This window comes from Saccharicrinis carchari (assembly GCF_900182605.1).
GTDB classification, from domain to species: Bacteria; Bacteroidota; Bacteroidia; order Bacteroidales; family Marinilabiliaceae; genus Saccharicrinis; species Saccharicrinis carchari.
Genome location: NZ_FXTB01000007.1, coordinates 87,814 through 111,836, shown reverse-complemented (window position 1 = coordinate 111,836; position 24,023 = coordinate 87,814). Strand labels below are relative to the sequence as shown.

21 protein-coding genes are annotated in these 24,023 nt (G+C 39.7%); 17 read left to right on the top strand and 4 right to left on the bottom strand.

The features are described 5' to 3' along the window. The first annotated feature begins 3 nt into the window (after positions 1-3). The 5 genes from pnuC to FN809_RS13085 all read left to right on the top strand — a co-directional run bounded on the left by pnuC (position 4) and on the right by FN809_RS13085 (position 3,169). Entirely contained in the window at positions 4-615 is a 612-nt protein-coding gene (gene pnuC / locus FN809_RS13105) for a nicotinamide riboside transporter PnuC (RefSeq protein WP_142533980.1), read from the top strand. 20 nt (positions 616-635) lie between these two features. Next, on the top strand, positions 636-1,154 hold the full coding sequence (locus FN809_RS13100) for an AAA family ATPase (protein WP_142533979.1): 519 nt from the start codon (positions 636-638) through the stop codon (positions 1,152-1,154). Beyond that, positions 1,151-2,077: a serine O-acetyltransferase EpsC gene (epsC, locus tag FN809_RS13095; RefSeq protein ID WP_142533978.1), complete on the top strand. Its 927-nt coding sequence runs from the start codon at positions 1,151-1,153 to the stop codon at positions 2,075-2,077. Before FN809_RS13100 ends, epsC begins: the two co-directional genes overlap by 4 nt. 141 nt (positions 2,078-2,218) lie before the next feature. After that, entirely contained in the window at positions 2,219-2,767 is a 549-nt protein-coding gene (locus FN809_RS13090; RefSeq protein WP_246095600.1) for a SiaB family protein kinase, read from the top strand. Positions 2,768-2,788: 21 nt separating this feature from the next. Further along, entirely contained in the window at positions 2,789-3,169 is a 381-nt protein-coding gene (locus FN809_RS13085; protein ID WP_142533976.1) for a DUF1987 domain-containing protein, read from the top strand. Between the two features lie 138 nt (positions 3,170-3,307). On the opposite strand, the gene FN809_RS13080 is transcribed toward FN809_RS13085, so the two are convergent. Together FN809_RS13080 and FN809_RS13075 are read right to left on the bottom strand one after the other, a co-directional pair. Continuing rightward, on the bottom strand, positions 3,308-6,421 hold the full coding sequence (locus FN809_RS13080) for an ATP-binding cassette domain-containing protein (RefSeq protein ID WP_142533975.1): 3,114 nt from the start codon (positions 6,419-6,421) through the stop codon (positions 3,308-3,310). A gap of 49 nt (positions 6,422-6,470) precedes the next feature. Further along, entirely contained in the window at positions 6,471-6,905 is a 435-nt protein-coding gene (locus tag FN809_RS13075; protein ID WP_142533974.1) for a hypothetical protein, read from the bottom strand. A 232-nt stretch (positions 6,906-7,137) separates the two neighbouring features. Here FN809_RS13075 and FN809_RS13070 point away from each other — a divergent pair, with 232 nt between their 5' ends. Further along, positions 7,138-9,297 (top strand): S9 family peptidase, encoded by a 2,160-nt coding sequence (locus FN809_RS13070; protein WP_142533973.1) that lies wholly within the window; start codon positions 7,138-7,140, stop codon positions 9,295-9,297. Positions 9,298-9,301: 4 nt separating this feature from the next. On the opposite strand, the gene FN809_RS13065 is transcribed toward FN809_RS13070, so the two are convergent. Beyond that, positions 9,302-11,161 (bottom strand): BamA/TamA family outer membrane protein, encoded by a 1,860-nt coding sequence (locus FN809_RS13065; protein ID WP_142533972.1) that lies wholly within the window; start codon positions 11,159-11,161, stop codon positions 9,302-9,304. Positions 11,162-11,714: 553 nt separating this feature from the next. Here FN809_RS13065 and clpB point away from each other — a divergent pair. The 3 genes from clpB to FN809_RS13050 all read left to right on the top strand — a co-directional run bounded on the left by clpB (position 11,715) and on the right by FN809_RS13050 (position 16,141). Beyond that, positions 11,715-14,297: an ATP-dependent chaperone ClpB gene (clpB, locus tag FN809_RS13060; protein WP_142533971.1), complete on the top strand. Its 2,583-nt coding sequence runs from the start codon at positions 11,715-11,717 to the stop codon at positions 14,295-14,297. A gap of 305 nt (positions 14,298-14,602) precedes the next feature. Next, a complete protein-coding gene (locus FN809_RS13055; protein WP_142533970.1) occupies positions 14,603-15,304 on the top strand; it encodes a Dph6-related ATP pyrophosphatase in 702 nt (233 codons plus the stop codon). A gap of 465 nt (positions 15,305-15,769) precedes the next feature. Continuing rightward, a complete protein-coding gene (locus FN809_RS13050) occupies positions 15,770-16,141 on the top strand; it encodes a VOC family protein (protein ID WP_142533969.1) in 372 nt (123 codons plus the stop codon). A 323-nt stretch (positions 16,142-16,464) separates the two neighbouring features. On the opposite strand, the gene FN809_RS13045 is transcribed toward FN809_RS13050, so the two are convergent. Further along, entirely contained in the window at positions 16,465-18,705 is a 2,241-nt protein-coding gene (locus FN809_RS13045) for a nitric-oxide reductase large subunit (protein WP_142533968.1), read from the bottom strand. Between the two features lie 125 nt (positions 18,706-18,830). Between FN809_RS13045 and ric the strand changes: the two genes are divergently transcribed. From ric to FN809_RS13005, 8 genes are all read left to right on the top strand, one after another. After that, the gene (gene ric, locus FN809_RS13040) at positions 18,831-19,556 is read left to right on the top strand and encodes an iron-sulfur cluster repair di-iron protein (RefSeq protein ID WP_142533967.1); all 726 of its coding nucleotides are present in this window, start codon (positions 18,831-18,833) and stop codon (positions 19,554-19,556) included. A 13-nt stretch (positions 19,557-19,569) separates the two neighbouring features. Further along, positions 19,570-20,007 (top strand): RrF2 family transcriptional regulator, encoded by a 438-nt coding sequence (locus tag FN809_RS13035; RefSeq protein WP_142533966.1) that lies wholly within the window; start codon positions 19,570-19,572, stop codon positions 20,005-20,007. A gap of 115 nt (positions 20,008-20,122) precedes the next feature. After that, on the top strand, positions 20,123-20,632 hold the full coding sequence (locus FN809_RS13030; protein ID WP_142533965.1) for a hemerythrin domain-containing protein: 510 nt from the start codon (positions 20,123-20,125) through the stop codon (positions 20,630-20,632). An 18-nt stretch (positions 20,633-20,650) separates the two neighbouring features. Then, a complete protein-coding gene (locus tag FN809_RS13025; protein WP_142533964.1) occupies positions 20,651-21,103 on the top strand; it encodes a hypothetical protein in 453 nt (150 codons plus the stop codon). A 323-nt stretch (positions 21,104-21,426) separates the two neighbouring features. Then, the gene (gene gdhA, locus FN809_RS13020) at positions 21,427-22,785 is read left to right on the top strand and encodes an NADP-specific glutamate dehydrogenase (RefSeq protein ID WP_142533963.1); all 1,359 of its coding nucleotides are present in this window, start codon (positions 21,427-21,429) and stop codon (positions 22,783-22,785) included. An 81-nt stretch (positions 22,786-22,866) separates the two neighbouring features. Next, positions 22,867-23,055 (top strand): ferredoxin, encoded by a 189-nt coding sequence (locus FN809_RS13015; RefSeq protein WP_142533962.1) that lies wholly within the window; start codon positions 22,867-22,869, stop codon positions 23,053-23,055. A gap of 8 nt (positions 23,056-23,063) precedes the next feature. Beyond that, positions 23,064-23,402: a cupin domain-containing protein gene (locus tag FN809_RS13010; RefSeq protein ID WP_142533961.1), complete on the top strand. Its 339-nt coding sequence runs from the start codon at positions 23,064-23,066 to the stop codon at positions 23,400-23,402. A gap of 153 nt (positions 23,403-23,555) precedes the next feature. After that, on the top strand, positions 23,556-24,014 hold the full coding sequence (locus FN809_RS13005; protein ID WP_142533960.1) for an SRPBCC family protein: 459 nt from the start codon (positions 23,556-23,558) through the stop codon (positions 24,012-24,014). Positions 24,015-24,023: the final 9 nt, after the last annotated feature.

Sequence of the window (24,023 nt, the reverse complement as noted above, 5' to 3'; positions counted from 1 at the left end):
GAAATGGATTTCTCGTGGATCGAAGGGGTGGGTACTTTGGCAGCCTTGGTTTATTTGTACTTTTCGGTGAATCAAAAAATATGGCTTTGGCCTATGGGCATCCTGACCTCGGCTTTTTATATGGCTGTTTTTTTTGATGCCCGCTTATACGCCGATATGATTTTACAAGTGTATTATCTGGTGGTGAGCGTTGTAGGCTGGATAATATGGCGCAGCAGGCAGTTGAACGAGCATAAAGAAACAACACGAATTCTTAAAACAACAAAAAACAGGGCGGCCCTGTTTCTACTGGCCTTTGGCTTGCTGTATGGACTACTCACATTTTTGTTGATAACCGTACCGCCCATGCTAAACATAGCGGCCTCCGATATGCCATATTGGGATGCTTTTACTACGGCAGCCAGTTTTGTAGCTACCTGGATGTTAGCAAAAAAGTATATCGAGCAGTGGCTGATATGGATTGTAGTAGATTTTGTGTCGATGGGAATGTATATTTATAAGGGTTTGTATATCACAGTTATATTGTTTGCTATTTATACCGTCATGGCTGTTTGGGGGTATTTCGCCTGGCTCAGCCATCTTAAAACACAACAAAAAACGGTACAGGTAATTTAATATCTGCAAGTAAAATATATATGAAAATTGTTTTAACAGGGCCGGAGTGTGTAGGCAAATCAACCTTGTCCGGGCAATTGGCCCATATTTATAAAGGAGACCATGTAAAAGAATTTGCACGGGAATATGTTGAAAATTTAAAACGGCCGTATCGCTATAACGATGTAGTTGCCATCGCGAAGCAGCAGTTAAAGGAGTACGACGATAGAACCGATAGGGCCAGATACTGTTTTTTCGATACCTACCTTATTGTTACCAAAGTTTGGTTTATGCAGGTATTTAATAAATTGCCCGGCTGGTTTGAAGAGGAGCTGGCAAAACGGCCGGTTGATTTTTATTTATTGCTGAAAAACGATATAACCTGGCAACCCGACGGGGTACGGGAAAACAAAGATAAAAGGACTTTTCTTTTTAATTTATACAAAACCGAATTGGAGAGATATGGTTATGCCTATAAAATTATTGAAGGTAAGGGTGAAAAAAGACTCACTAATGCGTTTGAAGCTATTGAAGAAAGGTTTAAAAAAATTATAATATGACTATTTTTAAATACCCGAAAGAAATACAGAAAACCATTGCAGCGCTTTCGCGCGAAAGTTCGTATAAAGAGGTATGCCACAGACATTTTTTTGAGCACCCCATGCCCTCAGGCGATAAGTTGGCCAAGATAGTGAACTTGATACGCGAAATTATTTTTCCTGGTTATTTTGGAGATTCCCCGGTTCGCTCAGAAAGTATACATTATTATTTGGGAGTAAACACCGAGCGACTTTTCGAATTGCTTAACAACCAAATATTGGCCGGTTTATGCTTTCAGTGCGACGACGATAGTGCGCAAAGGTTGGTGGATCACAAGGAAAAAGCTTATGATATCACTAAAAAGTTGGTGACTTTGTTACCTGAGTTGAGGCGGGTACTTACCACCGATGTTGAAGCTGCTTTCGTGGGCGACCCGGCAGCCAAGAGCACGGGCGAAGTTATTTTTTGTTACCCTGCCATACGTGCTATTTCCAGCTATCGCGTGGCACATGCCCTTGGTAAGTTAGAGGTCCCGGTTATACCCAGGATGATAGCGGAAATGGCCCATTCCGAAACGGGAATAGATATTCACCCCTCGGCACAGATCGGAGAGTACTTTACCATTGACCATGGCACAGGGGTAGTTATTGGGGCAACATCAATCATTGGTAAAAATGTAAAACTTTATCAAGGTGTAACTTTGGGGGCAAAAAGCTTTCCGCTCGATGAAGACGGCAACCCGATTAAAGGCATAGCACGTCATCCCATAGTTGAAGATGATGTGGTGATTTATTCGCAGGCCACCATATTGGGACGTATCACAGTTGGTAAAGGGTCGGTTATTGGTGGTAACGTCTGGGTTACCAACAATGTTCCACCCTACTCTAAAATTATTCAGTTTAAACCACGCGATGCTTTTTATGCCGAAGGCGGCGGCATTTAGCTACTAAAATAGTGGGTTTTCACACTTGGTTTTTGTAAAACAGATTCTATCGCATCCTGGTCTTTCAATAAATTATGTTTTAAAAAAGCTTAAACAATAGCCTATTTTTATATATTTGTATCAAGCATTATAAAATCTAAGATGGCATTTAACATTAAGCAGTGGTATAACGAAAAATTGGAGGGAGAGATTCTGCTCAACTTCAATGGCAATATTACTCCTGAACTTATTACAGAAGCGCTCGATACCATTGAGAAAAGCCTCAACCTGAAAAATGAAAAATTTAAGGTGAGAAAAAAAGTGTACAATGTATTTGTTGAATGCTTGCAAAACTTGTATCATCATGTGGATGTGCCGCCTGTAGATCTGGATTTGGGGCAACATCGTAATTTTGGTGTGATTATCTTGAGCAAAGACGGCCCTTTTTACAGAATTTCGACCGGTAATTTTGTGAACAGAGATAAAATAAGCTTGATAAAAGACAGAATAGATCAGGTAAACTCCCTTACAGATAAAGAAGTACGTATGCTCTACTTGGATATTATGGGTAACGGTGAGTTTTCGGACCTGGGCGGTGGAGGCCTTGGTATGTTGGATATAGTTAGAAAAACAGGAAATAAATTGGAGTACTATTTTTATAAGTACAACGATCATCATATATTTTTTTCATTAGACGTTTATATTAGTTAGAACTGCATTTTAGTCATCACTATGGAAACAATTGTACGAGAGGGAACACCTAAAACCCCGTCGATCAGGTTCGACGGCGAAAAGGGAATTATTGAAATAAAAGGACGTTCAATCCCAGAAAATTCAATTGAGTTTTACAAACCGCTAATTGACTGGTTAGAGGAATATAGCGCTCAGGATCAGGATCAAACGGCAGTTAATGTGCAGCTTGAATATTTTAACACGAGCTCCTCGAAATGTATACTTGATTTATTTAAAAAACTCGAAGGGCTTTATAAAAAAGGACAAAAGGTGGAGGTAAATTGGTATTACGAAGAGGACGACGAAGATATGTTTGAGGCTGGCGAAGATTACCAATCAATTATTAATATTCCATTTAAAATGATAGAGATGGAAGAATAAAGCTTTTTTTTATACGATAAGCTAACTATTTAAGAGTCTGTTTATAAAGTGCCTATGGTGTTAAATCTTATCATAGGTGCTTTATATTCTAAATTAAAAGGATGCTGCTTACCAACTAAATTACATTATTCTTGTTGTCTATTCATTCCCACCATTTCGTTTCAGCAATTGATATAATCCCGACATTTGGCCCATTAGTTTTTTAAGTAAAGCCGATTGAAGCGTAAAAAATAAAAACAAGTTAAACAGCCATATAACAATTAGGTTAGCCCATAAGGTGTTAATTTGTAGTGTACCAAAGCGTTTGTAAGGGCTAAGGAAATGAGCTTTTAGCCATTTGCTTTCCGGCTCCTTAAAAATAGGATCTGATTTTTGCACCAGACGGCCTTTGTACTCTATTATTTTATCGGAAAATATATGGTTAGAGTTACGTACATAGCGTTCCAGCTCTAAATTAAAATAATCTCGCTTTAATTGATTTAACGAATCGCGGTTAGCATTACTGCCGGTCATCTTCTTTTTTCTCCGATCCAGGCTCTCGTCCGTACTGTTGAATAATCTTCTATAGGTACTTTTCTTTTCCTTTAAATAACTTTTAACATCACGGTAAGCTGCTTCGTTAAATTTGGCGGGGGATAGCTTCTCCACAAATGGGATGTCTTGTTTAATAAGTGCACTCTTGTTTTCGGCAATAATTTCATTTTTCAACAATGCCAGTCCGTCCATCAGCTGGTTGTTGGCATCTTTTAAACTTTCGTTAGATCGTATTTTATTTCGGCAGTACTCAAGTTTTGCTTCAAGAGCAGGTACCCAATATTCTTTTTTAAAGTGCGCTACGCTTTTTATTTTATCGTATAAATAAAATTGTTTTTCAAAGTCGTTTTCTGTGAACTGATGAACTGCCAAGGCTTCAAAAGCCCATCGGGCGGTGATTATTTCGCCAAACCAGGGTATCGAGTCAGGTTTTGTATAGGAGGGGTTTAAATTATCATAGCTGATAAATACACCCGATAAAATAATTTGCGGTATAATTAAAAATGGTATTAGTATGTAGATGTTAACGGCTTGTTTGAAGCTGTCGGATATGTTAAGTCCCAGTAGGTTAGAAAATATTGAAACGCTAAAAAGAATTAGCCAGTATTCAAAAAACATCCCTTTAATTTCAATAATGCTGTTTCCAATAATAACGAGCAGAAATGTTTGTACAGCAGATATGATGATCAGAATAAAAACCTTGGACAACAGGTAGCTAAAACGGCTCAGGTTAAGGAAGGCCTCTCGTTTTAATATCTTTCGGTCGCTTATGATTTCTTCTGCACTTACCGTTAAACCCACAAAAATGGCAATTATAACCAACATGATAATATATATCACGACGTTGGGGTTGTTTTGGAAAACATAACCTTGATCGTTCAGCGCATTTACATTATAATATTTTATAATGGAGGACAGCAGCAAGGCCAATACCGGCGTTTCTAATAAATTGATGAGCAGGTATTGTCGATTGGATAGTTTGGACAGTATATCGCGTTTAACAAACACCATAAACTGCTTGAATTTGTTGGGTACTTTAAAGTTTATTTTAGGTAGTTCAACAGCTGATTTTTCTACGGTGGGGTTTACCGGTTTTTTATCGGCTTTAAACCTTTCGTGCCATTCGGTAGGGGCTATTTTACGATTGTGTGTAAACGATCCGTACTCATCTATCACCTGCGAAGTGATGATGTTCAGCACTTGTTCGGGATTCACGTTGCCGCAGGTATTGCATTCACTCTCCTGCCGGTTAGCTTGTTTTACGCTGCTTTTAAAATAAGTAATGCTCTCTACCGGGTTGCCGTCGTATATAAGATACCCTCCTTCATCGAGCACCAAAAGCTGGTTAAACATTTTAAAAATATCGCTCGATGGTTGATGAATTACTATAAAAATGAGTTTTCCCTTCTGTGCCAGCTCTTTTAACAAATCGATAATATTATCCGAATCTCGCGACGACAGTCCCGATGTGGGTTCATCTAAAAACAATACAGCCGGTTCGCGAATCAACTCCAGGGCAATGTTAAGTCGTTTTCGTTGCCCACCGCTTATTTTTTTGTTGAGCGGCGAGCCTACCTTCATGTCTTTTATTTCGGCAAGGCCAAGTGAGTTAAGGAGATTAAGTACTCGCCGTTGTATTTTAAACTCACTGTAATCGCCAAAACAAAGCTTGGCATTGTACAACAGGTTTTGGTATACAGTCAGGTTTTCCATTAACAAATCGTCCTGCGATACATAGCCTATCAGTCCGTCGGTTTTGTTGCTGTTGTGTATGTCCACACCATTAATCAATACCTTTCCGGTGTAAGGGGTGTATATGCCACTCAATATATTGGTGAGGGTGGTCTTCCCTGCGCCACTGGTGCCCATTATGCCCACCAGTTTCCCGGATTGACTGCTTAAACTCATGGTTTGTACACCCATGGTTTTATTGTTAAAACGGTACGATATGTTTTGCGCTGTAAAATGGATAGGTGTAGTTATGTTGTCGTGGGTATATGTGCCTACGATATCGCTGTAATAAATAGGGTTACTGCGTTTAGTGCGGATAGAGCAGCCCGGCGTTAAAACGTGTATTCTATTGGGGCTCAGTAATTGTCCGTTAATACTGATATCAATCGTATCATCTGTTTTTAACAAATACAGTCCGGCCGATTTAATACGCAATATTTTAATTTCGTTTTTAACATAGTCCCACACCAGATGACGGGCATTGTTTCTTTCGTTTTCTGGTTTGTTGTTAATGATAAGTACGTTTCTGTTGTCGATGGTAAGTTTATGATCACTTATCACAAAGTGCTCCATCAAAGTATATTCGGCATCATTAATATGAAATGTTTGGGCTATTGTGCTTACAAAATCACGTTCAAAGGTACTTATCTCTACGCCCGATTTTAAAAACTCTATCAAGCGAATGATAACAATCAGTTTTTGGTAGTGTGTAAGCTCTTTATTGATGGCGTGAGAAATGCGTAAGGCCTTAACAGAGTTCGCACTTAGCGTTGTCCTGGAGGTTTCGGTTTGTTGTAGTTTTTTTAATTTTGATGCGTGATCCTGATAATGCGATTCGTAAATGGCAAGATACTCCTCCACCATTGTCTTGTTCAGCTGCTGACCGAGAAAGTTTTTAACAATGAGCCTACGCGACTCATTGTCCTTTTGAGGAAAGGCAATTAACGCAAACAATTGCATTAGTGCTTTTAATATCCCTTCGCTCATCTATGTGGTTTAATTAAATTTATGCTTGGGTTGATTAGTTTTTAATTCCTTATTTTTCTTCTAATCTTTTAAATCCAATATACATGAGTGCCATGCCCGATGAGGCCTCTTTGCTATCGAGTTTTGCTTCAATAATGCACTCTACCGAGCCGGCAATTTTAAAATCCCATACCTTGGCTTTGTTGTACTCATCATTGGTAAATAATAGGTTGCGGTTGGTGTCGTAAACCGAAAAAATAATGGATTGATTGCCGGCAGAGCACGCGGCTAACCTATATACACTGCCATTTAAAAAGGTAGTGCGAAATTCAGCCACTTCATCGCCGGTTAAAAAAGCCCGTAACGGCTGCCCGTTTGGAATAAAAGGTGCTTTTATTAAAATAGAGCAATCTTCTATTTTATCCTGCTGGGAATTAATGGTTGCAGGTGCAAATAAAGCGAGTGTGAAAATTATAACTACGGTTAGTAATAGTCCTTTTTTCATCGATATTTGTGTTTTTAATATACAGTGAATGAAACCCTTAAATATAGCAAACGCAAAACATTTAATAATTATTATAATACTTTGCCTGCTTTAATTATTCAACGGACTAAAGTAGGTATTTTTATTAAAATACACCACACATTCAATTGTTCTGATCGAATATAATTCGTTTTCTGAAAAAAATCGCTGATATTTATCCCGAAATTGTTGTTGTAACAAATAAAAAGTAATTATGAAAAGATTATACTTCGCGCTAGTATTCATTTCAATAGCGGTTTTTGCGTCTGCACAAGAACTCAAAAAATTGAATTTGGAGGAGGTAATAGCAGGTGGAAAAAATTATCGAAATTTTATACCGGAATATAAAAATATCAGCTTCCGGGGCAATACAGACGAACTGGTATTGAATGAATCGGATAGCATATATCTGATGGCGGGTTACCAAGAGAAAACTTTATTGTTTTGTATTACCGAAATAAACAAATTACTACAAGAAAAGGGTTTAAGGGAAACAAAAAACTTGTGGAATATTCAGTGGTTAAACATGGAGCTGTTTTGGCTTAACAATGGCAATAGCATTGTAGTGTTTAACAGCGTATTAAAAACGATAGACTATCATATCCATTTTCCTGATGAGGCAAAAAATATAGATTTTAACCCTAAGGCACAAGCAATAGTGTATAATTATAAGCACAACTTATATGTTGCCCGGCGTAATCAAGAACCGGTTTTAGTTGCCAAAGGTTCCGACAAAGGGATAGTGGTAGGTCAATCGGTACATCGTAACGAGTTTGGTATAAACAAAGGTGTATTTTGGGCACCTTCGGGTAAGTTCTTAGCTTTTTATCGGATGGACGAAACAATGGTAACAGATTACCCTTTGGTAAACATTAATACCAGGGTGGCCGAAGTAAAAAATATTAAATATCCAATGGCAGGGATGGATAGCCACTGGGTGAGCTTGGGTGTATATGATTTGGAAAATGACAACGTGGTTTTTATGAGCACTGGCGAACCCAGGGAAAAGTACCTGACCAATATTGCCTGGAGTGGCGACGAAAAAAATATTTTAATTGCCGAGCTTAACAGGGGGCAGGACAATATGAAGCTGAATGTGTACGACAGCCGGTCGGGTGAGTGGATCAAGCAGTTGTTCCAGGAAAAGAGTGATACATGGGTGGAACCCGAGAATCCGCCGTTGTTTATTCCGGACGGTAAAAATGGTTTTACTAATCGTTTTATTTGGCAAAGCGAACGCGACGGTTTCAACCATTTATATTTGTACGACTTGGATAAAGGTTTGCATAAGCAGCTTACTAAAGGGAGTTGGGTGGTAACTAAAGTGTTGGGTTTTGATGCGAACAACAAACATTTGTTCTTTGAAAGTACCAAAGATGGTGGAGCCTTAAACAGAAACTTATATCAGGTAGCCTTACGCAACGGAAAAATTACGCGTATCACTTCGGGCGATGGTATGCATGCTACCAGGTTGAGCTCCTCCGGAGCCAAGGCCATTGATGTTTTTTCGAATGTGGATACACCGAGGGAGATAAGTGTTATTGATATAAAAGAACGTTCGACCGAAATATTGCATCGAGCCAAAAATCCTTTTGATGGTTACGAAATGGGTAATATAGTGATGGATACGCTGTACTCCGCCGATGGAAAAACAGAATTGTATAGCCGAATGATACTGCCGCCTAATTTTGATGCCACAAAAAAATATCCTGTTGTGGTATACGTGTATGGTGGGCCTCATGCCCAATTGGTTAAAAACAGCTGGCTAGGCGGTGCCCGTATGTGGCAGGTTTATATGGCTCAGCAGGGGTATATTGCTTTTACCATGGATAACAGAGGCACGCCTTACCGGGGTTGTGAGTTTGAAAAAGTAATACATCGTCAGCTGGGCGAAGCCGAAGTGGCCGATCAAATGGAGGGAGTTAAATACCTTAAATCGTTGCCTTACGTTGATGCCGATAGGATAGGCGTGCATGGATGGAGTTATGGTGGTTTTATGACCATCAATCTCATGCAAAAGTACCCCGGAGTATTTAAGGTAGGTGTGTCGGGCGGTCCGGTAACGGATTGGAAATACTATGAGATAATGTATGGCGAAAGATATATGGATACCCCGGACGAGAACAAAGAAGGGTACATGGGCTCCAACCTAAATGAGCGAACAAATGATATACAGGGGCGCTTGTTGCTTATCCATGGAGCCATGGATCCCGTAGTGGTTTGGCAGCACAGTTTGTATTTTCTGCAGCAATGTGTTAAAAATCGTAAGCAGGTCGATTACTTCGTTTACCCGGGACACGAGCACAATGTGCTGGGTCCCGATCGTGTGCACCTGATGCAAAAGGTGACCAATTATTTTAATGATTTTTTATAACAATTTATTTATAAACATCAACATACGGTTTGCGCGGAGCAAGTTGCTTAAAACTATTTACTTGTTCCGTGCTCATTCTAAAGTCAAATAAAGTACCCTGCGGTGGTACACGCGGAAAATAGGCCAGTTGTATTTGTATGGTGTTGATAACCAAATTGTCGTTTCGTATTCTAAAGCCGCCACCCAACGAATAAAAGGGCTTGTTTCTGAATACGCTTTTGCCATTTGATATCCAACCCATATCATAAAATCCGAAAAAGGCCATTTTAAACCCCAATAGCTCCCTGCTCGAAAAAAGGATGCTTTCGGCACTGACCACCATCTTTTCCGTACCCCAAAGGGCTTTGCTATTGAATGCCTTTATGCCTTGCCTGGACTCGCTGATGTAAAGATAATTGGGGTAGCTATTATGGTATCCCTTTACGTAATCGGCAGAAAGAAAGGCACGCCAACGGTGTAAACCAACTTTTTTTAACGACGAAATATATTGCGCTTTAAGTTTTAGCCTCGAATCCTCCGGTTTTTTGCGGTAAAAAAAAGATTGTAAGTCGCCGCTTAAAAATAAGTAGCCTTTATTGGGTATAAGCGCCTTGCCTGAAGAAAAATGGGCACCGGCAAAAAGTCGGTTCTTAATTTCGTTATGGTTAAAGCCAAAACTCAAAGCTCCAATAAATCCATAGGGCACATCCTCGGTTCGCCCATAGTTGTATATCAATTGATTTTTATAAAAATCACGTTTCGAGAAAGATACAGATCCAAACAAGGATTGGTTGGGTAGGTATCGTGGTAGTTGCCTCATGGAGTCGCTTAAAGCATAATATTTCGAAAATAAAGCTTGTGCGTTAAAGGTGAGGCTGGATCTGTTAAAAAAGTTCTCGGCATTGGTCATTATAGATTTACCCGCCCAGTAATCCTGTATTAAATAATCATAATTGTTGTGATAGCCTGCAGGAAACGATATTGGGTTTGTATCCATGGCATAATTGCGGTGGATGTTAAAGCCGCCGGCATATTTTATCTCGGGGATAAAAAAATCTTTTTGCGCACCAATAGTATAAAAATGCACATCGTGCTGGTCTTTTACTTCGGCTTTTAATGTAAAATAAGAACCATAAATATTTTGCCAACGCAAGTATTCATAAATGCCAAAGCTCCTGTTTTTGGTGGGTCTGGTGTTTAGTTCATGCCCCATCTCTAATCCGAAACCCAAAACATTGCGGCTGTAAAAGCCCAGGCGTGGATAGGTGCCCGATAGTGAAAGCAGGCCGCCATAGGGGTAGCTGTCCTGCGTTATCACCAAAACATTCACCAATGAGGTATCTGTGGAAGCAGGTTCAACAACAATCAACGCATCGGTTATAAAATTTAAAGAACGTAACAGCCGCTCACTGTCCTTTAAATTTTGTCCTTTTACAAACTCACCGTTTTTAAAGGTAAGGTTGTTTTTTATAATGCTCTCTTTAGTTTCGAAACGCAACTTGCTCAATCGTTCTTCTAGGCGATTGGTAGTAATGCCCAGCGTATCCAGAATGCTCTTGGCAAATGGTGATACCTGTTTTATTTTTATGCTGCTAATTACCTTGTGGTTGTACTTGGCATTTTCTTTGTCGAATTCCGAAAGTAAATCACTTTTAAATATGTTGGAATCCTTTGAAACTACCAACCATTCATATAGCTTTTTGTAAACAAGGCTGTTTTCCGATTGCTGCTTTAAATAATATTGGAGGCTCTTATCTTTTTGCTTGATGGTGTCGGTAGCTGTAACAGGCGATTGGGCATAAATACATGTAGGTGGGCTACACAGCATAAAAAATACACAAAGCAGTAGCAGGTACCTTTTTTGTGTAAATTCAATGTTTAACATACAGTGTACTTTCCTTAGTGAAAACATGCTTTTGGCTTGGTGATTTCCTTCGTTTTGCTGTGCGTGCCTTTTTGATTTAAATTATTACAGCGCTTGTGTGTTGTGTTTTGATTGGACTAATATAAAAAGAAAAAAAGTACGGGAACAATTAATTCTCTCAAAATAGGCAGGCGGTTGTTAGCTTGTAGTAGCCTAATACGACGGATGATGTTTTTTCGGGTAGCTCCGGATGCAGCAGTACCAAAAAACTTGTCTGCCGACAGTCGGGTGGGAGCTAACGGCAATTTTGCGGAAGCGGGTCTGGGGCTCAGGAGGAGTGGGAAGATCTTGTTAATTGTCAGCTTAAATGCTTGTCCTTTATTTTGCGCCAAACTCCTATGGCTCAGCAACAGCCTATGCAAGGGCTTTCTTAGGTAAAACATAGCTTATTGTACACTTGTAGTCTGCAATAATGTCAGCTAAAATAGAAGTGAGTGGTCAAAATGACCTATTTTGCATAATGGCAAAACATTTGATACGTTTTGTTCACCAAATTTTAACAAAATTATAAATCATGAATTTACAAGAATATACCATCAAATCGCAAGAGGCTATTCAGCAATCCCTTAGTATTGCCAGTAGTCTTAGTCATCAGGCCATTGAGCCGGGGCATATTTTAAAGGCCATACTTGCGGTCGACGAAAATGTGATATCGCATTTGTTCAATAAGTTAGAGGTAAAAAATATCAACAATCCTTTGGAAGCCATCATACAAAGTTACCCCAAGGTTTCAGGTGGTGAGCCTTACCTGTCACGTGCCAGTAATCAGGTTATGCTTCGAGCCAAGGATTACCTCAAACAGTTTGGCGATCAGTATGTAAGTATCGAGCATTTGTTGCTGGGACTTTTGTCGGTTAAGGATGCCGTATCCAGCCTGCTAAAAGATGCCGGGATATCCGAAAAGGCACTGATCATGGCCATTGAAGAGTTGCGGAAGGGAGCTAAAGTAGATTCTCCCTCAGCCGAAGATAAATACAATGCATTGAACCGTTATGCCATCAACCTGAACGAAAGCGCTCGTTTGGGTAAGTTAGATCCTGTTATCGGACGAGATGAGGAGATAAGGCGTGTGCTGCAAATACTATCTCGACGTACCAAAAATAACCCTATTTTGGTGGGTGAGCCCGGTGTAGGAAAAACGGCCATAGGTGAAGGCCTGGCCATGCGTATTGTTGATGGTGATGTGCCCGACAATTTAAAAACCAAACTTATATTTTCATTGGATATGGGTGCACTAATAGCCGGCGCTAAATATAAAGGCGAATTTGAAGAACGTTTAAAGGCGGTTGTAAAAGAAGTGGAGGCCAGCGATGGAGGTATTATCCTGTTTATCGACGAAATACACACTTTAGTGGGTGCCGGTAAGAGCGAAGGTGCCATGGATGCGGCCAATATACTTAAACCTGCCTTGGCCCGAGGCGATTTACGTGCGGTAGGGGCAACAACCTTGAATGAATATCAAAAATACTTTGAGAAAGATAAGGCACTGGAACGTCGTTTCCAGTTGGTAATGGTGAACGAACCTGACATGCCCAGTGCTATTTCGATATTGCGCGGACTGAAAGAAAGGTACGAAACTCACCATAAGGTTAGGATTATGGACGATGCCATTATAGCCGCTGTAAGTTTATCTACCAAATATATCTCCGATAGGTTTTTGCCCGATAAGGCTATCGACCTGATAGATGAGGCGGCCGCTAAATTACGATTGGAGATGAATTCCGTTCCCGAAGAGGTGGATGAATTAGAAAGAAGGGTGAAGCAATTAGAGATTGAGCGTGAGGCCATCAAAAGAGAAGGCGATGGCGCGAAATTGCAAAGACTCAGCAAGGAGTTGTCGGAATTAAAGGACCAGCGCAGCAGCCTGAGAGCCAAGTGGCAGGAGGAAAAATCAATTGTTGACGAGATACAAAAAAATAAATCGGACATTGAGCATTTTAAATTTGAGGCGCAAAAAGCCGAACGCGAAGGACAGTTTGATAAGGTGGCTGAGCTCCGCTATGGTAAAATACGGGCTGCCGAAGAGCAAATAGAAAAACTAAAGCAAAAACTCAGCGACAGGCAAACCGAAAACCCCATGATAAAAGAAGAGGTGGATTCGGAAGATATTGCCGGCGTTGTAAGCCGATGGACAGGCATACCGGTTACCCGGATGTTAAAGAGCGAAAAAGAAAAACTACTGACCTTAGAAGCAGAGTTGCGCAAAAGGGTAGTTGGACAGGAGGAGGCCATTGAAGCAGTGGCAAATGCCATTAGGCGAAGCAGAGCAGGTTTGCAGGATGAAAAAAGACCGGTGGGCTCCTTTATATTCCTTGGTATGTCGGGTGTGGGTAAAACGGAGTTGGCCAAAACACTGGCGGCCTTCCTGTTCGATGACGAAAATAAAATGACTCGTATCGATATGTCTGAGTTTCAGGAAAGGCATTCTGTATCGCGCCTTATAGGCGCACCGCCGGGATACGTGGGTTACGACGAAGGAGGCCAGCTTACCGAAGCAGTGCGTCGTAAGCCTTATTCGGTAGTATTGTTAGATGAAATTGAAAAGGCACACCCCGATGTATTTAACGTGCTGTTACAGGTATTGGACGACGGTCGCCTGACCGATAATAAGGGCAGGGTGGTGGATTTTAAAAACACGATCATCATTATGACCTCTAATGCCGGTAGCCATATTATACAGCAAAACTTTGAATATGCCACCGAGGAAAATCAGAATCAAATGATGGAAAAAACCAAAACGGAGGTGTTCGACCTGTTAAGGAAAACTATCCGTCCTGAGTTTTTAAACCGCATAGATGACATTGTCATGTTCTCGCCCTTGAGTAAAAAAGAGATCGAGGAAATTGTAAGGCTTCAGTTTAATGGTATAAAATCAACCTTGGACAGCAAGCAGGTTAAGATTGACATTACCGACGAGGCGGTACGCTTTATAGCCAATGCCGGTTTTGATCCTCTTTTTGGTGCACGACCTATCAAGCGCGTTCTGCAAAAGAAAGTATTGAATGAGCTGTCGAAACAAATTTTGGCCGATACCATCGAAAGGGACAAAAAAATTATGGTAGATTACAGGAACAACGATTTGATATTTAAGAATTAATAGATCGTAGTGGCGAAAAAGTAAAATATTAGTAATCATTGCAATAACTCAATACGTTTTATAGTCGTTATAAACGACTATAAAACGTATTTTTTTGTGGTTGCTTCAACTGCTATCGTGTTTCTATGTATCTTTAACAGCACTATTGCCTTCTTATTTAATATTCTACTCCATTTTGCTATAATTCTTTCGTATTGTACTACATTTAACCAACAAAATAGCTTCATACATAATTGCAATAATAACATATGGTGTGCGCTTATCAAAAAATTGTGCGTCAGTAAAAACAAGCCGAGATAGAAAATATGAGAGTAAGAAAAAAAGCAGTATTTAATTGGAGTGGAGGAAAAGATTCTGCGTTAGCATTGCAAAAAACACTGCAAGAAGATGAATTTGAAGTTATAGCGTTATTGACTACTATCAACGAAGAAACATTAACATCTTCAATGCATTCCATTCCCTTAAATCTATTATTAAAACAAGCTGACAGTATTGGAATTCCGCTTTATACGGTTTTGCTTTCAAAGGACAAAAGCACCAATGAGGAACGAATGGCCGAAGCGGTGGAGCACTTTAAAAGTCAAAAAGTTGCACATTTTATTTTTGGCGACATATTTTTAGACGATGTTAAAACGTATAGAGAAAGCAAACTTAAACCGTTTGGCATTGAGGTTGTTGAACCACTTTGGGAAAAGACATCCGAAGAAATAATGAGCGATTTCTTGAATTCAGGAATTAAAACAAAAATAATTGTAGCACAAGCAGACAAATTAGACCAGACATTTATAGGAAGAGATATAGACAGCGACTTTGCTAAATCATTACCGGACGAAATTGATTTGTGCGGAGAAAATGGAGAATATCATACTTTTTCGTATGACGGAGAACTTTTTAAAAATAAAATTGACTTTAAAATTTCTAAAGTAAAGCGAATGTCTTATGCGTTTAAAATGGAAAACGGAGAAATAAAAAGCTATGAATATTGGCAGGCGGAAATATCAGAATGAAAAATATTAGAACGCACAACAACTAAGCATCGTTTAAGGCCTTGGCTTAATATGTATTTGATGTTGTACTCAAGCCATTTAATATTTTGTTTTTTGTATATTGGGGAAGCGATTTTTGGACTTGATCCCTCACATTACTTAAGCTGATTTTGCTCGTAATATGTAAATGTTTGTTATGAGCAAACTGTTATGTTTAACTGTATTGCATAAAACTACCCCGCTTCTGCAGGGTGTAATCTCATATGGCTTATTATTCATTGCTGTTTAGTACAAAATCATATAAAAGTATTAATGATAGCCAGAGCTGTTGGCACTAATAAGACGAAATAACTTACTAAGTTGGAGATGTTTTGATGTAATTGTTGTTTAAATAATAATTTAGTGATAATTGTATCAAGAAAAACTTTATGAGAATTTTAGCATAAGCATAATGAACTTGAAATAATGAACTAAAATAGAATGATTATGAAATTAGGAGCTTTTTCAATAAGTCTTGCAGTGAAAGATATTCAAAAATCAAAAGAATTTTATGAAAATTTGGGGTTTACAGACTTAGGTGGCGACATTAATCAAAAATGGCTCATTATGAAAAATGGCAATGCGATTATTGGGCTATTTGAAGGAATGTTCGAAAATAACATCATAACATTTAATCCAGGCTGGGACGAAAATGCGCAAAATATAGAAGATTTTGATGACGTTAGAGTTATTCAGGAACAGCTAAAAAAAAGTGGCATGGCATTAAATTCAGAAGTAGATTCAGGCACAAGTGGACCGGCACACATATCATTAACCGACCCGGATGGAAATAACATATTAATTGACCAACATAGATAACCAATACGGAAATTGTTAAAATTAATATAAATCGGCATTCATAATTTACCGTAGTGGCACTGCGATGTATGTTTGGTGAATAATTCTTCGGACTGCACATCAAGTGTTTAAATGATCATTTGTATTTAACTAATCTATTTGTAATTCATGCTATTGTACTTATGGGTAGGGCATTGAAATACAAACGGGATAGTTTTTATGGCAGAGATAAGAGTTCCCTGTAAGGTCCTTATTGCAGGTATTCCAACTTAGAAAAGTATTGTAAATAACAAAAAGCCCAACAAAAGCCGGACTTTTTGTTAAATGCACAATTTAAAATGTGCTTATTTCTTTACAGACCATCCTCCTTTCAGTCCAAAAACAAACCACACCAGGTACAATGCACCAACGGCAAAAATGGTGTCGCCGATTACACGCATCCATCGTATGGTTTCTAAAAAGGGTGTTTCCAGAAATTCTGCCGAGCGGGCATACCACAGGCCGTGCTTAACGCTTGCTACGGTTTGTGCCAGTCCTACCGGCAAAACGCTCAAGAGCACCATCAGTAGCAAACCTATATTTAAGCCCCAAAAGGCGTATTTAATGGGTTTCTCTTTCCATTCTGCCTCCAGGTCCATATCGCGTAGTACAAATAGCATCAGGCCAATGCCTAACATACCGTACACGCCAAACAGAGCCGTATGGGCATGTACTGGAGTGGTGTTTAAGCCCTGCATATAATATAAGGCAATAGGGGGGTTGATTAAGAATCCGAATACCCCGGCTCCCAGCAGGTTCCAAAAGGCAACGGAAACAAAAAAGTAAATAGGCCATTTATATGCAGCAACCCATGCTGTTGCCTTGCTGATTTTTATGTTATGATACGCCTCGAATCCCATAAATACCAAGGGTGCTACCTCCAGGGCACTAAAACTTGCCCCAATGGCCAAAACAGCCGTTGGAGTACCAGCAAAGTATAAATGGTGGAAGGTGCCGAGGATACCCCCCGAAAGAAATATAACAGTTGAAAACAATACACTTGCTGTGGCAATGGAAGGGCGAAGCAATTGCATGCGCACAAATAAAAAGGCAATAACCACCGTGGCAAACACCTCAAAGAAACCTTCTACCCAAAGATGAACCACCCACCAGCGCCAATAGGAGGCTATCGTTAAGTGTGTTTGCTGCCCCCACATTAATCCGGCACCATAAAAAGCAGCGATGGCAATAGAGGCAATTAAAAACATCCAAAGTAGATGTTGGTTTTCGTCTCGTTTTTGCAGTGCTGGCCAAATAGCCCTGCCCATTAAAAATAGCCAGATAAATAATCCCAGGAAGAGGAATATTTGCCAAAAACGCCCTAAATCTACATATTCATAGCCTTGATGGCCAAACCAAAAATTCTCGGCCAAGCCAAGTTTTTGCATTACGCCAAACCACTGTCCGGCCAACGAACCGAGAACAATTACCAGCAGTGCCCCAAACAGAATATCTACTCCCAGTTTCTGAAATTTGGGCTCTTTGCCCGATACGGCCGGCGCAATAAACAATCCGGTGGCTAACCATGAGGTGGCTATCCAAAAAATAGCTAACTGAATATGCCAGGTTCGCGTAATGGAGTAGGGCAGGAAATCGGCCAGGGGGAAACCATAAAAAGCTAGCCCTTCAACCCCATAGTGTGCCGTGACCACGCCCATGAGTATTTGTACCAGGATAAGTGCGGTAACTACCCAAAAGTATTTTAGGGTTGCCTTCATTGATGGCGTTTGCTTTACACCCGACAAGGGATTTACCGCGGGTACTTCGCTGTTTTCCTCTTCATCTCGGTGCGAGGCATAGTACCAGGCCAGCATACCGATACCGGCAATTAATATGATTACGCTAAAACCGGTCCAGAGCAGCAAGGAGCCACTGGGCTCGTTGGCCACCAGTTTTTCGGGCGGCCAGTTGTTGGTATAGCTTATTTCTTGCCCCGGCCGCTCTGTAACAGTGGACCAGGTTGCCCAAAATAAAAAGCAGTTGAACTTAAACATCCTGTCGGCATCCTTAATGCTGTTGGCGGGTATGGCATAGGCCTCACGCAGGTCCGCCTCTTGCTCGCCATCCATAAACAAATTGGCATAATGGCGGCTTATGGCTTTAAATGCCTCAAGCCTTAATGCTGAAATATGCAGTATTCCGGTTTCAAAATCATAAGAGTTGGTTCGTAATTCATTCTGAAGCCTTTTTTGCAACAAGGCCTGCTTTTCATCGTCAAGCTTGTCATAACGTTCTGCGTATTCTGCTTCACCCAGTTTATCTAAGATAAAAACAGCTTCGCGGTGTAACCAATCCGCTGTCCAGTCAGGGGCCTTGTAGGCACCGTGCCCCCATACCGATCCTACTTCCTGGCCTCCAATTGATTGCCAAACGTTTTGGCCGTCTTTGATATCACTTGCAGTAAAAATTACCGTTCCATCGGCAGTAACTACTTTTTTGGGGATGGGTGGTGCTTCCTTGTATATTTCGTACCCATAGTACCCAAGAATTCCAAAAGATATTACCATTACCATGGTAAACGCTATCCAAAGCTTTTTTGTGTTCATAACTAAATAAGGATTTAAAATTAGAGTGGCAAATATAAGATAAAATTATAAAAAGATATTTATATCCTTTTATAAAATTTTGATATCTTTGTAGCGTAATATTTTAACAATAAAATTAAATCATCATGGAAATAAAATTGAACACCCGCGTTGGCGACATTGTAAAAGCTAATTATAAAACTGCACAGCTTTTCGACAAAAATAAAATTGACTTTTGTTGTGGCGGGGGAATTACCCTCGAAGAAGCCTGTAAAAAATCAGGAGCAGACCTCAATGCTTTAGTACCCGAATTAGAAGCGATGCTTACAGTTAAGGATCCTGATTCAAAGTATATAGATGGGATGGAATTGGACGAGCTTTGTGATTATATCGAAAAAAGACACCACACTTACGTAAGTGATAATATACCCTTCTTAAAACAGAAGCTTGAAAAATTGTGCAACGTGCATGGTGGTAATCATCCCGAATTATTTGAGGTAAAAGAACTCTTTGATGTTGTTGCGGGAAACCTGACTATGCATATGCAGAAAGAAGAAATTCTTGTATTTCCTCTGATACGTAAATTGGTGAAATTGAATAAGGAAAGTGCTGATTTTAAGCGGGTTTGGGAAGATGCAAAAAAGAATATTGCTTTATTGGACGAAGAGCATCAGGCAGAAGGTGAGCGCTTGGTTCAAATATCTGAGCTAACATCAACCTATACTCCTCCTGCAGATGGATGTACTACATATAGAATTACCTATCAAACGTTAAGTGATTTCGAAAAAGATTTGCACCGACATATACACTTAGAAAACAATATTCTTTTTGTTAAAGCGTTGCAATTAAATAACAAAAAGGTGAGTCAGTAAAAAATAAACTTCTATGCTATCAAAAAGTACAGAGTATGCCATTAGAGCATTGGTTTTTATTCAGTTGCGAAACTGGGAAAACAAAAGACCGGGTGTTGGTGAAATTGCCGGCGAAATTGAAGCTCCAGAAGCATATACGGCAAAAATACTACAAAATCTTACCAAGCACCAATTGCTGAATTCGGCAAAAGGTAGGGGTGGTGGTTTCTTCTTTGACGAAAATCAATCGCATTTAACATTGTATCAAGTTATCCATGTGATGGAAGGGGATAACTGCTTTCATAAATGCGGTTTTGGCTTAAAAAGCTGCCACAATGATAACCCTTGTCCACTTCACGATAAATATATTGTGGTGAGGGACGGCTTTTTTGAGATAGCAAAAACAGAAACTATAAGCGCTCTGTCGGATTCTATCCGGCGGGGCGATGCGGTTTTAAACAGAATTGTGTAAGTGATTCCATTATTAGCCCTTATGCTCATACCGGGCTAAATAATCATTTCGCTTCAGACCTAAGGGTTTAATCCATCAATGAACAGTGTAAAAAAATAAACTATATTTTACTTCAATGAATAACATTACTCAAATTTTATCCGACGAACACCAATATATTCTAAAAGTCATTTCGGCAGCCTTGAACGAGTGCGAACTAATTGAAAACGGCAAGGAAGTGGATACCGTATTTTTTGAAAAAACCATCGACTTTATTAAAAATTATGCCGACAAATTTCATCATGCCAAAGAGGAGGACATACTCTTTAAAGCCATGTTAGAGAATGTGGATGGTTTGCATTGTAATCCGATACCTGTAATGTTACACGAGCATCAGGAAGGAAGAGAGTACCTGCAAGGTATGGAGGCGGGCCTTGCAAATAAAAATAACACCAGCCTTATCGAAAACACCCGGGCATATGGATACCTGTTGCAGCAGCATATTTATAAGGAGGATAATGTGCTTTATCCAATGGCCGAGCAGGCTTTGAGCGAGGAGCAGAAAGAACAGGTGAATAGGTTATACGAGAAAGCGGACAATGCTTTTAATAACTTGAGAAACGTAGAGAGTCTAAAGTTTGTATAAACCATTATTATCTATAAAATGAGAGCATCCGAGCGTGTTATGATTATAATAATGCTCTTTTGGGCAGGTTTTGTCAGTTCCATCAGCTTTATGGAAGCTTGGTTAAAGTTCAGGGCTGATGGGGTAACACGTGAAATTGGATTAAGCATTGGCAAGCTAATATTTACTGCCTTAAATAGGGTAGAAATAATTCTGCTGATAAGCGTTTGGATTTTACGTTTGTCACAGAAATTAGAGTTTAGAGCCATATTGCAAATGAAAAATGCTTGGTTATGGATAATATCCGCCATAATAGCTTTGCAATCTTTTTGGCTTTTACCCCAACTCAGCCATAATGCCCAGCTCATCATAGATGGAACTGAAATGCCCAGCTCCTTGCTGCATGTATGGTTTGGATTATTTGAATTAACAAAGGTGAGCTTGTTATTGCTTGTTTCTTTTAAAATATGTCATAGGCCTATGGTTCGGTAAAACCGGGAAATAAGGAACAGCTAAATTGGCCGGCTTACAACCCGATGCTAGCTTCGATTCTTATTAAGAAATAGGGATATCGGAAAATTGGGCTGTGCTGAATATCTCATCCTGTTAGCAGAGTCAAAACAGGTGAGCTATCTCTTTTTTACGTTCACTCTAAAATTTGTACGGATAAAAATGTTAACGAATGTTTAAGAATCGGATAAAAAAATGATTTTTTGCAGGTTGTGAATGTTTTTTTTGCGAACGTAGTATAGTTTGTAGGTCAAAGATTTTATCTTTACGCAACTTTAATTTATTTATTAATAACATTGGCCTATATGCAATCAGAAAAAGTACAAAAGTACATCGACAACTTTATGTCGGAAGTGATCAGAAAAAATCCGCACGAACCTGAATTCCATCAAGCAGTGCAAGAGGTGGTAGAAAGTGTAGCTCCATATATATTGGAAAATCCTATTTATATAAAACATAAAATTTTGGAGCGCATGACCGAACCGGAAAGGGTGGTCAGTTTTAGAATACCTTGGTTAGACGACCAGGGCGAAATACAAATTAATAAAGGATACAGAGTACAGATGAATAGCTCCATAGGCCCCTACAAAGGAGGCTTGCGCTTTCATCCCAGTGTTACCCAAAGTGTATTTAAATTTTTGGCTTTTGAACAAGTATTAAAGAATGGACTTACCTCGCTACCCATGGGAGGGGCAAAGGGTGGTTCTGATTTCAATCCAAAAGGTAAAACAGATTTTGAGGTGATGAAGTTTTGCCAGTCGTTTGTTACCGAATTGCAGCGACATGTAGGTTCGTTTACCGATGTACCCGCCGGCGACATAGGTGTCGGAGGTCGGGAAATTGGCTATATGTTTGGTCAGTATAAGCGTTTAACAAACAGGTTTGTTGGTGTTTTTACAGGTAAAGGAGCCGAGTTTGGGGGGAGTCTGCTACGTCCGGAAGCTACCGGTTATGGTGCAGTATATTTTACCCAGGAAATGTTGAATACACAAGACGATTCGATAAAAGGAAAAACAGTTGCAATAAGTGGTTCTGGCAATGTGGCTCAATTTGCCACCGAAAAGGTGATTGAGTTAGGCGGAAAGGTGGTAACCTTGTCCGATTCCAGCGGTTATATTTACGATAGCGAAGGAATTGATACGGCAAAACTGGAGCATATTAAATTGATTAAGAATGGCTACCGTGGAAGGATATCCCAGTATGTTGATGAGTATCCGAATGCCACTTATCATCCGCAGGAAAAACCATGGGGCGTAAAATGTGATATCGCATTACCTTGCGCCACCCAAAACGAACTGAACGGAGATAGCGCTAAATTACTTATAGATAACGGATGTAAATGTGTAGCCGAAGGAGCCAATATGCCATGTACCCCCGAAGCAGTTAATTTATTCCATGAGCACAAAGTTTTATTTGCACCGGGTAAAGCGGCAAATGCCGGTGGTGTTGCCACATCCGGGCTGGAGATGACGCAAAACTCAATGCGGATATCCTGGACACGCGAAAAGGTGGATGATAAACTTAAAACTATTATGCAAAATATACATAGCTCCTGTGTAAAACATGGTCGCGAACCCGATGGGTCCATCAATTATGTAAAAGGAGCTAATATATGCGGTTTTATAAAGGTGGCCAATGCAATGATAACTCAAGGTGTGGTATAATCGAAGCTCCTACTATTTCTGTGGTATCGAGTAAACCATACAATAGCTTTTTATTTTTAAATCTTTTAAAATTGAATCACTATGGCAATTAAAAAAGTTTGGATAGAAGAGGGATGTACTTCCTGCGGAGTATGTGAAAGTATTTGTCCCGATGTATTTGAAATGCCCGATGAGGCAGAAGTTATTGCGGGAGCCGATTTTGAGGCAAACGAAGAGTGCATAATAGATGCTGCCGAAAGCTGTCCGGTGGAGGTTATTAAGTATGAATAAAAACTCGTATGATTTCGCGACATTTTAGTACGGAACCAACTAAGGAAAATCCGCACAAAGTAGAGGTGAAACAATTGTACAGTGCGGCATCAGCCCAAATGATGCATATAACATTAAAACCCGGCGAGGCCTTAAAGCCTCATAAAACACCGGTGGATGTAGTGTTTTATGTTTTAGAGGGGAGCCCCACTGTGCATATTGGCGATGAATCGGCAACTTTTGAAAAGGATGCTCTTATCGAAAGTCCGGCTAACATTGTGCATTACCTCAGCAACCAGGGTAGTATGCAGGCCAGGATTCTGGTGACCAAAGCACCCCGCCCGGAAAAGTCGACACGCGTTTTATAAGTAATAAAGCTTATTTTATTGGATGAAATAAAAACCGTTGGTGTGTTTATACATGTCAACGGTTTTTTTTGTGGCCTCAAACAAAAACAACAGCTCAACTGTTTAGCTTTTTTAAGATATAATTGAACAGTAGTAAATAGTTAAATTAACGTCATGGGATTTTATCAATTTAAGCGGGAACAAGTAATAAAGGCATCTGTCGACGAGGTTTGGGATTTTATCAGCTCACCTCAGAATTTAAAAAAAATAACGCCTGAACATATGGGTTTCGATATACGCAGTTCCGACCTGCCTGATAAGATTTATGAGGGCATGATAATAAGCTACACGGTGAAGCCAATGTTGGGCATAGCCACCCACTGGGTAACAGAAATAACTCACCTAAAAAATAAAAAGTATTTTGTAGATGAACAAAGAGTGGGACCTTACGCATTATGGCATCATCAACATATTATTGAGCCAGGTGAAGATGGCGTTTTAATGAAAGATATTGTGAGCTATAAACCGCCTATCGGCCTATTCGGAAAATTAGCCAATACGCTTTTTATACGAAAAAAGCTTAATCAGATATTCGACCATAGAAGCAAAGTGCTGGATAAAATATTCGTATAAGATTATGAT

Excerpts from the sequence above, each read along its gene's own strand:
- FN809_RS13015 (WP_142533962.1), top strand. The coding sequence starts at position 22,867 with ATGGCAATTAAAAAAGTTTGGATAGAAGAGGGATGTACTTCCTGCGGA.
- FN809_RS13035 (WP_142533966.1), top strand. The coding sequence starts at position 19,570 with ATGCTATCAAAAAGTACAGAGTATGCCATTAGAGCATTGGTTTTTATT.
- FN809_RS13010 (WP_142533961.1), top strand. The coding sequence starts at position 23,064 with ATGATTTCGCGACATTTTAGTACGGAACCAACTAAGGAAAATCCGCAC.
- FN809_RS13005 (WP_142533960.1), top strand. The coding sequence starts at position 23,556 with ATGGGATTTTATCAATTTAAGCGGGAACAAGTAATAAAGGCATCTGTC.
- FN809_RS13080 (WP_142533975.1), bottom strand. The coding sequence starts at position 6,421 with ATGAGCGAAGGGATATTAAAAGCACTAATGCAATTGTTTGCGTTAATT.
- FN809_RS13030 (WP_142533965.1), top strand. The coding sequence starts at position 20,123 with ATGAATAACATTACTCAAATTTTATCCGACGAACACCAATATATTCTA.
- FN809_RS13065 (WP_142533972.1), bottom strand. The coding sequence starts at position 11,161 with ATGTTAAACATTGAATTTACACAAAAAAGGTACCTGCTACTGCTTTGT.
- FN809_RS13085 (WP_142533976.1), top strand. The coding sequence starts at position 2,789 with ATGGAAACAATTGTACGAGAGGGAACACCTAAAACCCCGTCGATCAGG.
- epsC (WP_142533978.1), top strand. The coding sequence starts at position 1,151 with ATGACTATTTTTAAATACCCGAAAGAAATACAGAAAACCATTGCAGCG.
- FN809_RS13025 (WP_142533964.1), top strand. The coding sequence starts at position 20,651 with ATGAGAGCATCCGAGCGTGTTATGATTATAATAATGCTCTTTTGGGCA.
- pnuC (WP_142533980.1), top strand. The coding sequence starts at position 4 with ATGGATTTCTCGTGGATCGAAGGGGTGGGTACTTTGGCAGCCTTGGTT.
- clpB (WP_142533971.1), top strand. The coding sequence starts at position 11,715 with ATGAATTTACAAGAATATACCATCAAATCGCAAGAGGCTATTCAGCAA.
- FN809_RS13100 (WP_142533979.1), top strand. The coding sequence starts at position 636 with ATGAAAATTGTTTTAACAGGGCCGGAGTGTGTAGGCAAATCAACCTTG.
- ric (WP_142533967.1), top strand. The coding sequence starts at position 18,831 with ATGGAAATAAAATTGAACACCCGCGTTGGCGACATTGTAAAAGCTAAT.
- FN809_RS13090 (WP_246095600.1), top strand. The coding sequence starts at position 2,219 with ATGGCATTTAACATTAAGCAGTGGTATAACGAAAAATTGGAGGGAGAG.
- FN809_RS13075 (WP_142533974.1), bottom strand. The coding sequence starts at position 6,905 with ATGAAAAAAGGACTATTACTAACCGTAGTTATAATTTTCACACTCGCT.
- FN809_RS13050 (WP_142533969.1), top strand. The coding sequence starts at position 15,770 with ATGAAATTAGGAGCTTTTTCAATAAGTCTTGCAGTGAAAGATATTCAA.
- FN809_RS13045 (WP_142533968.1), bottom strand. The coding sequence starts at position 18,705 with ATGAACACAAAAAAGCTTTGGATAGCGTTTACCATGGTAATGGTAATA.
- gdhA (WP_142533963.1), top strand. The coding sequence starts at position 21,427 with ATGCAATCAGAAAAAGTACAAAAGTACATCGACAACTTTATGTCGGAA.
- FN809_RS13055 (WP_142533970.1), top strand. The coding sequence starts at position 14,603 with ATGAGAGTAAGAAAAAAAGCAGTATTTAATTGGAGTGGAGGAAAAGAT.
- FN809_RS13070 (WP_142533973.1), top strand. The coding sequence starts at position 7,138 with ATGAAAAGATTATACTTCGCGCTAGTATTCATTTCAATAGCGGTTTTT.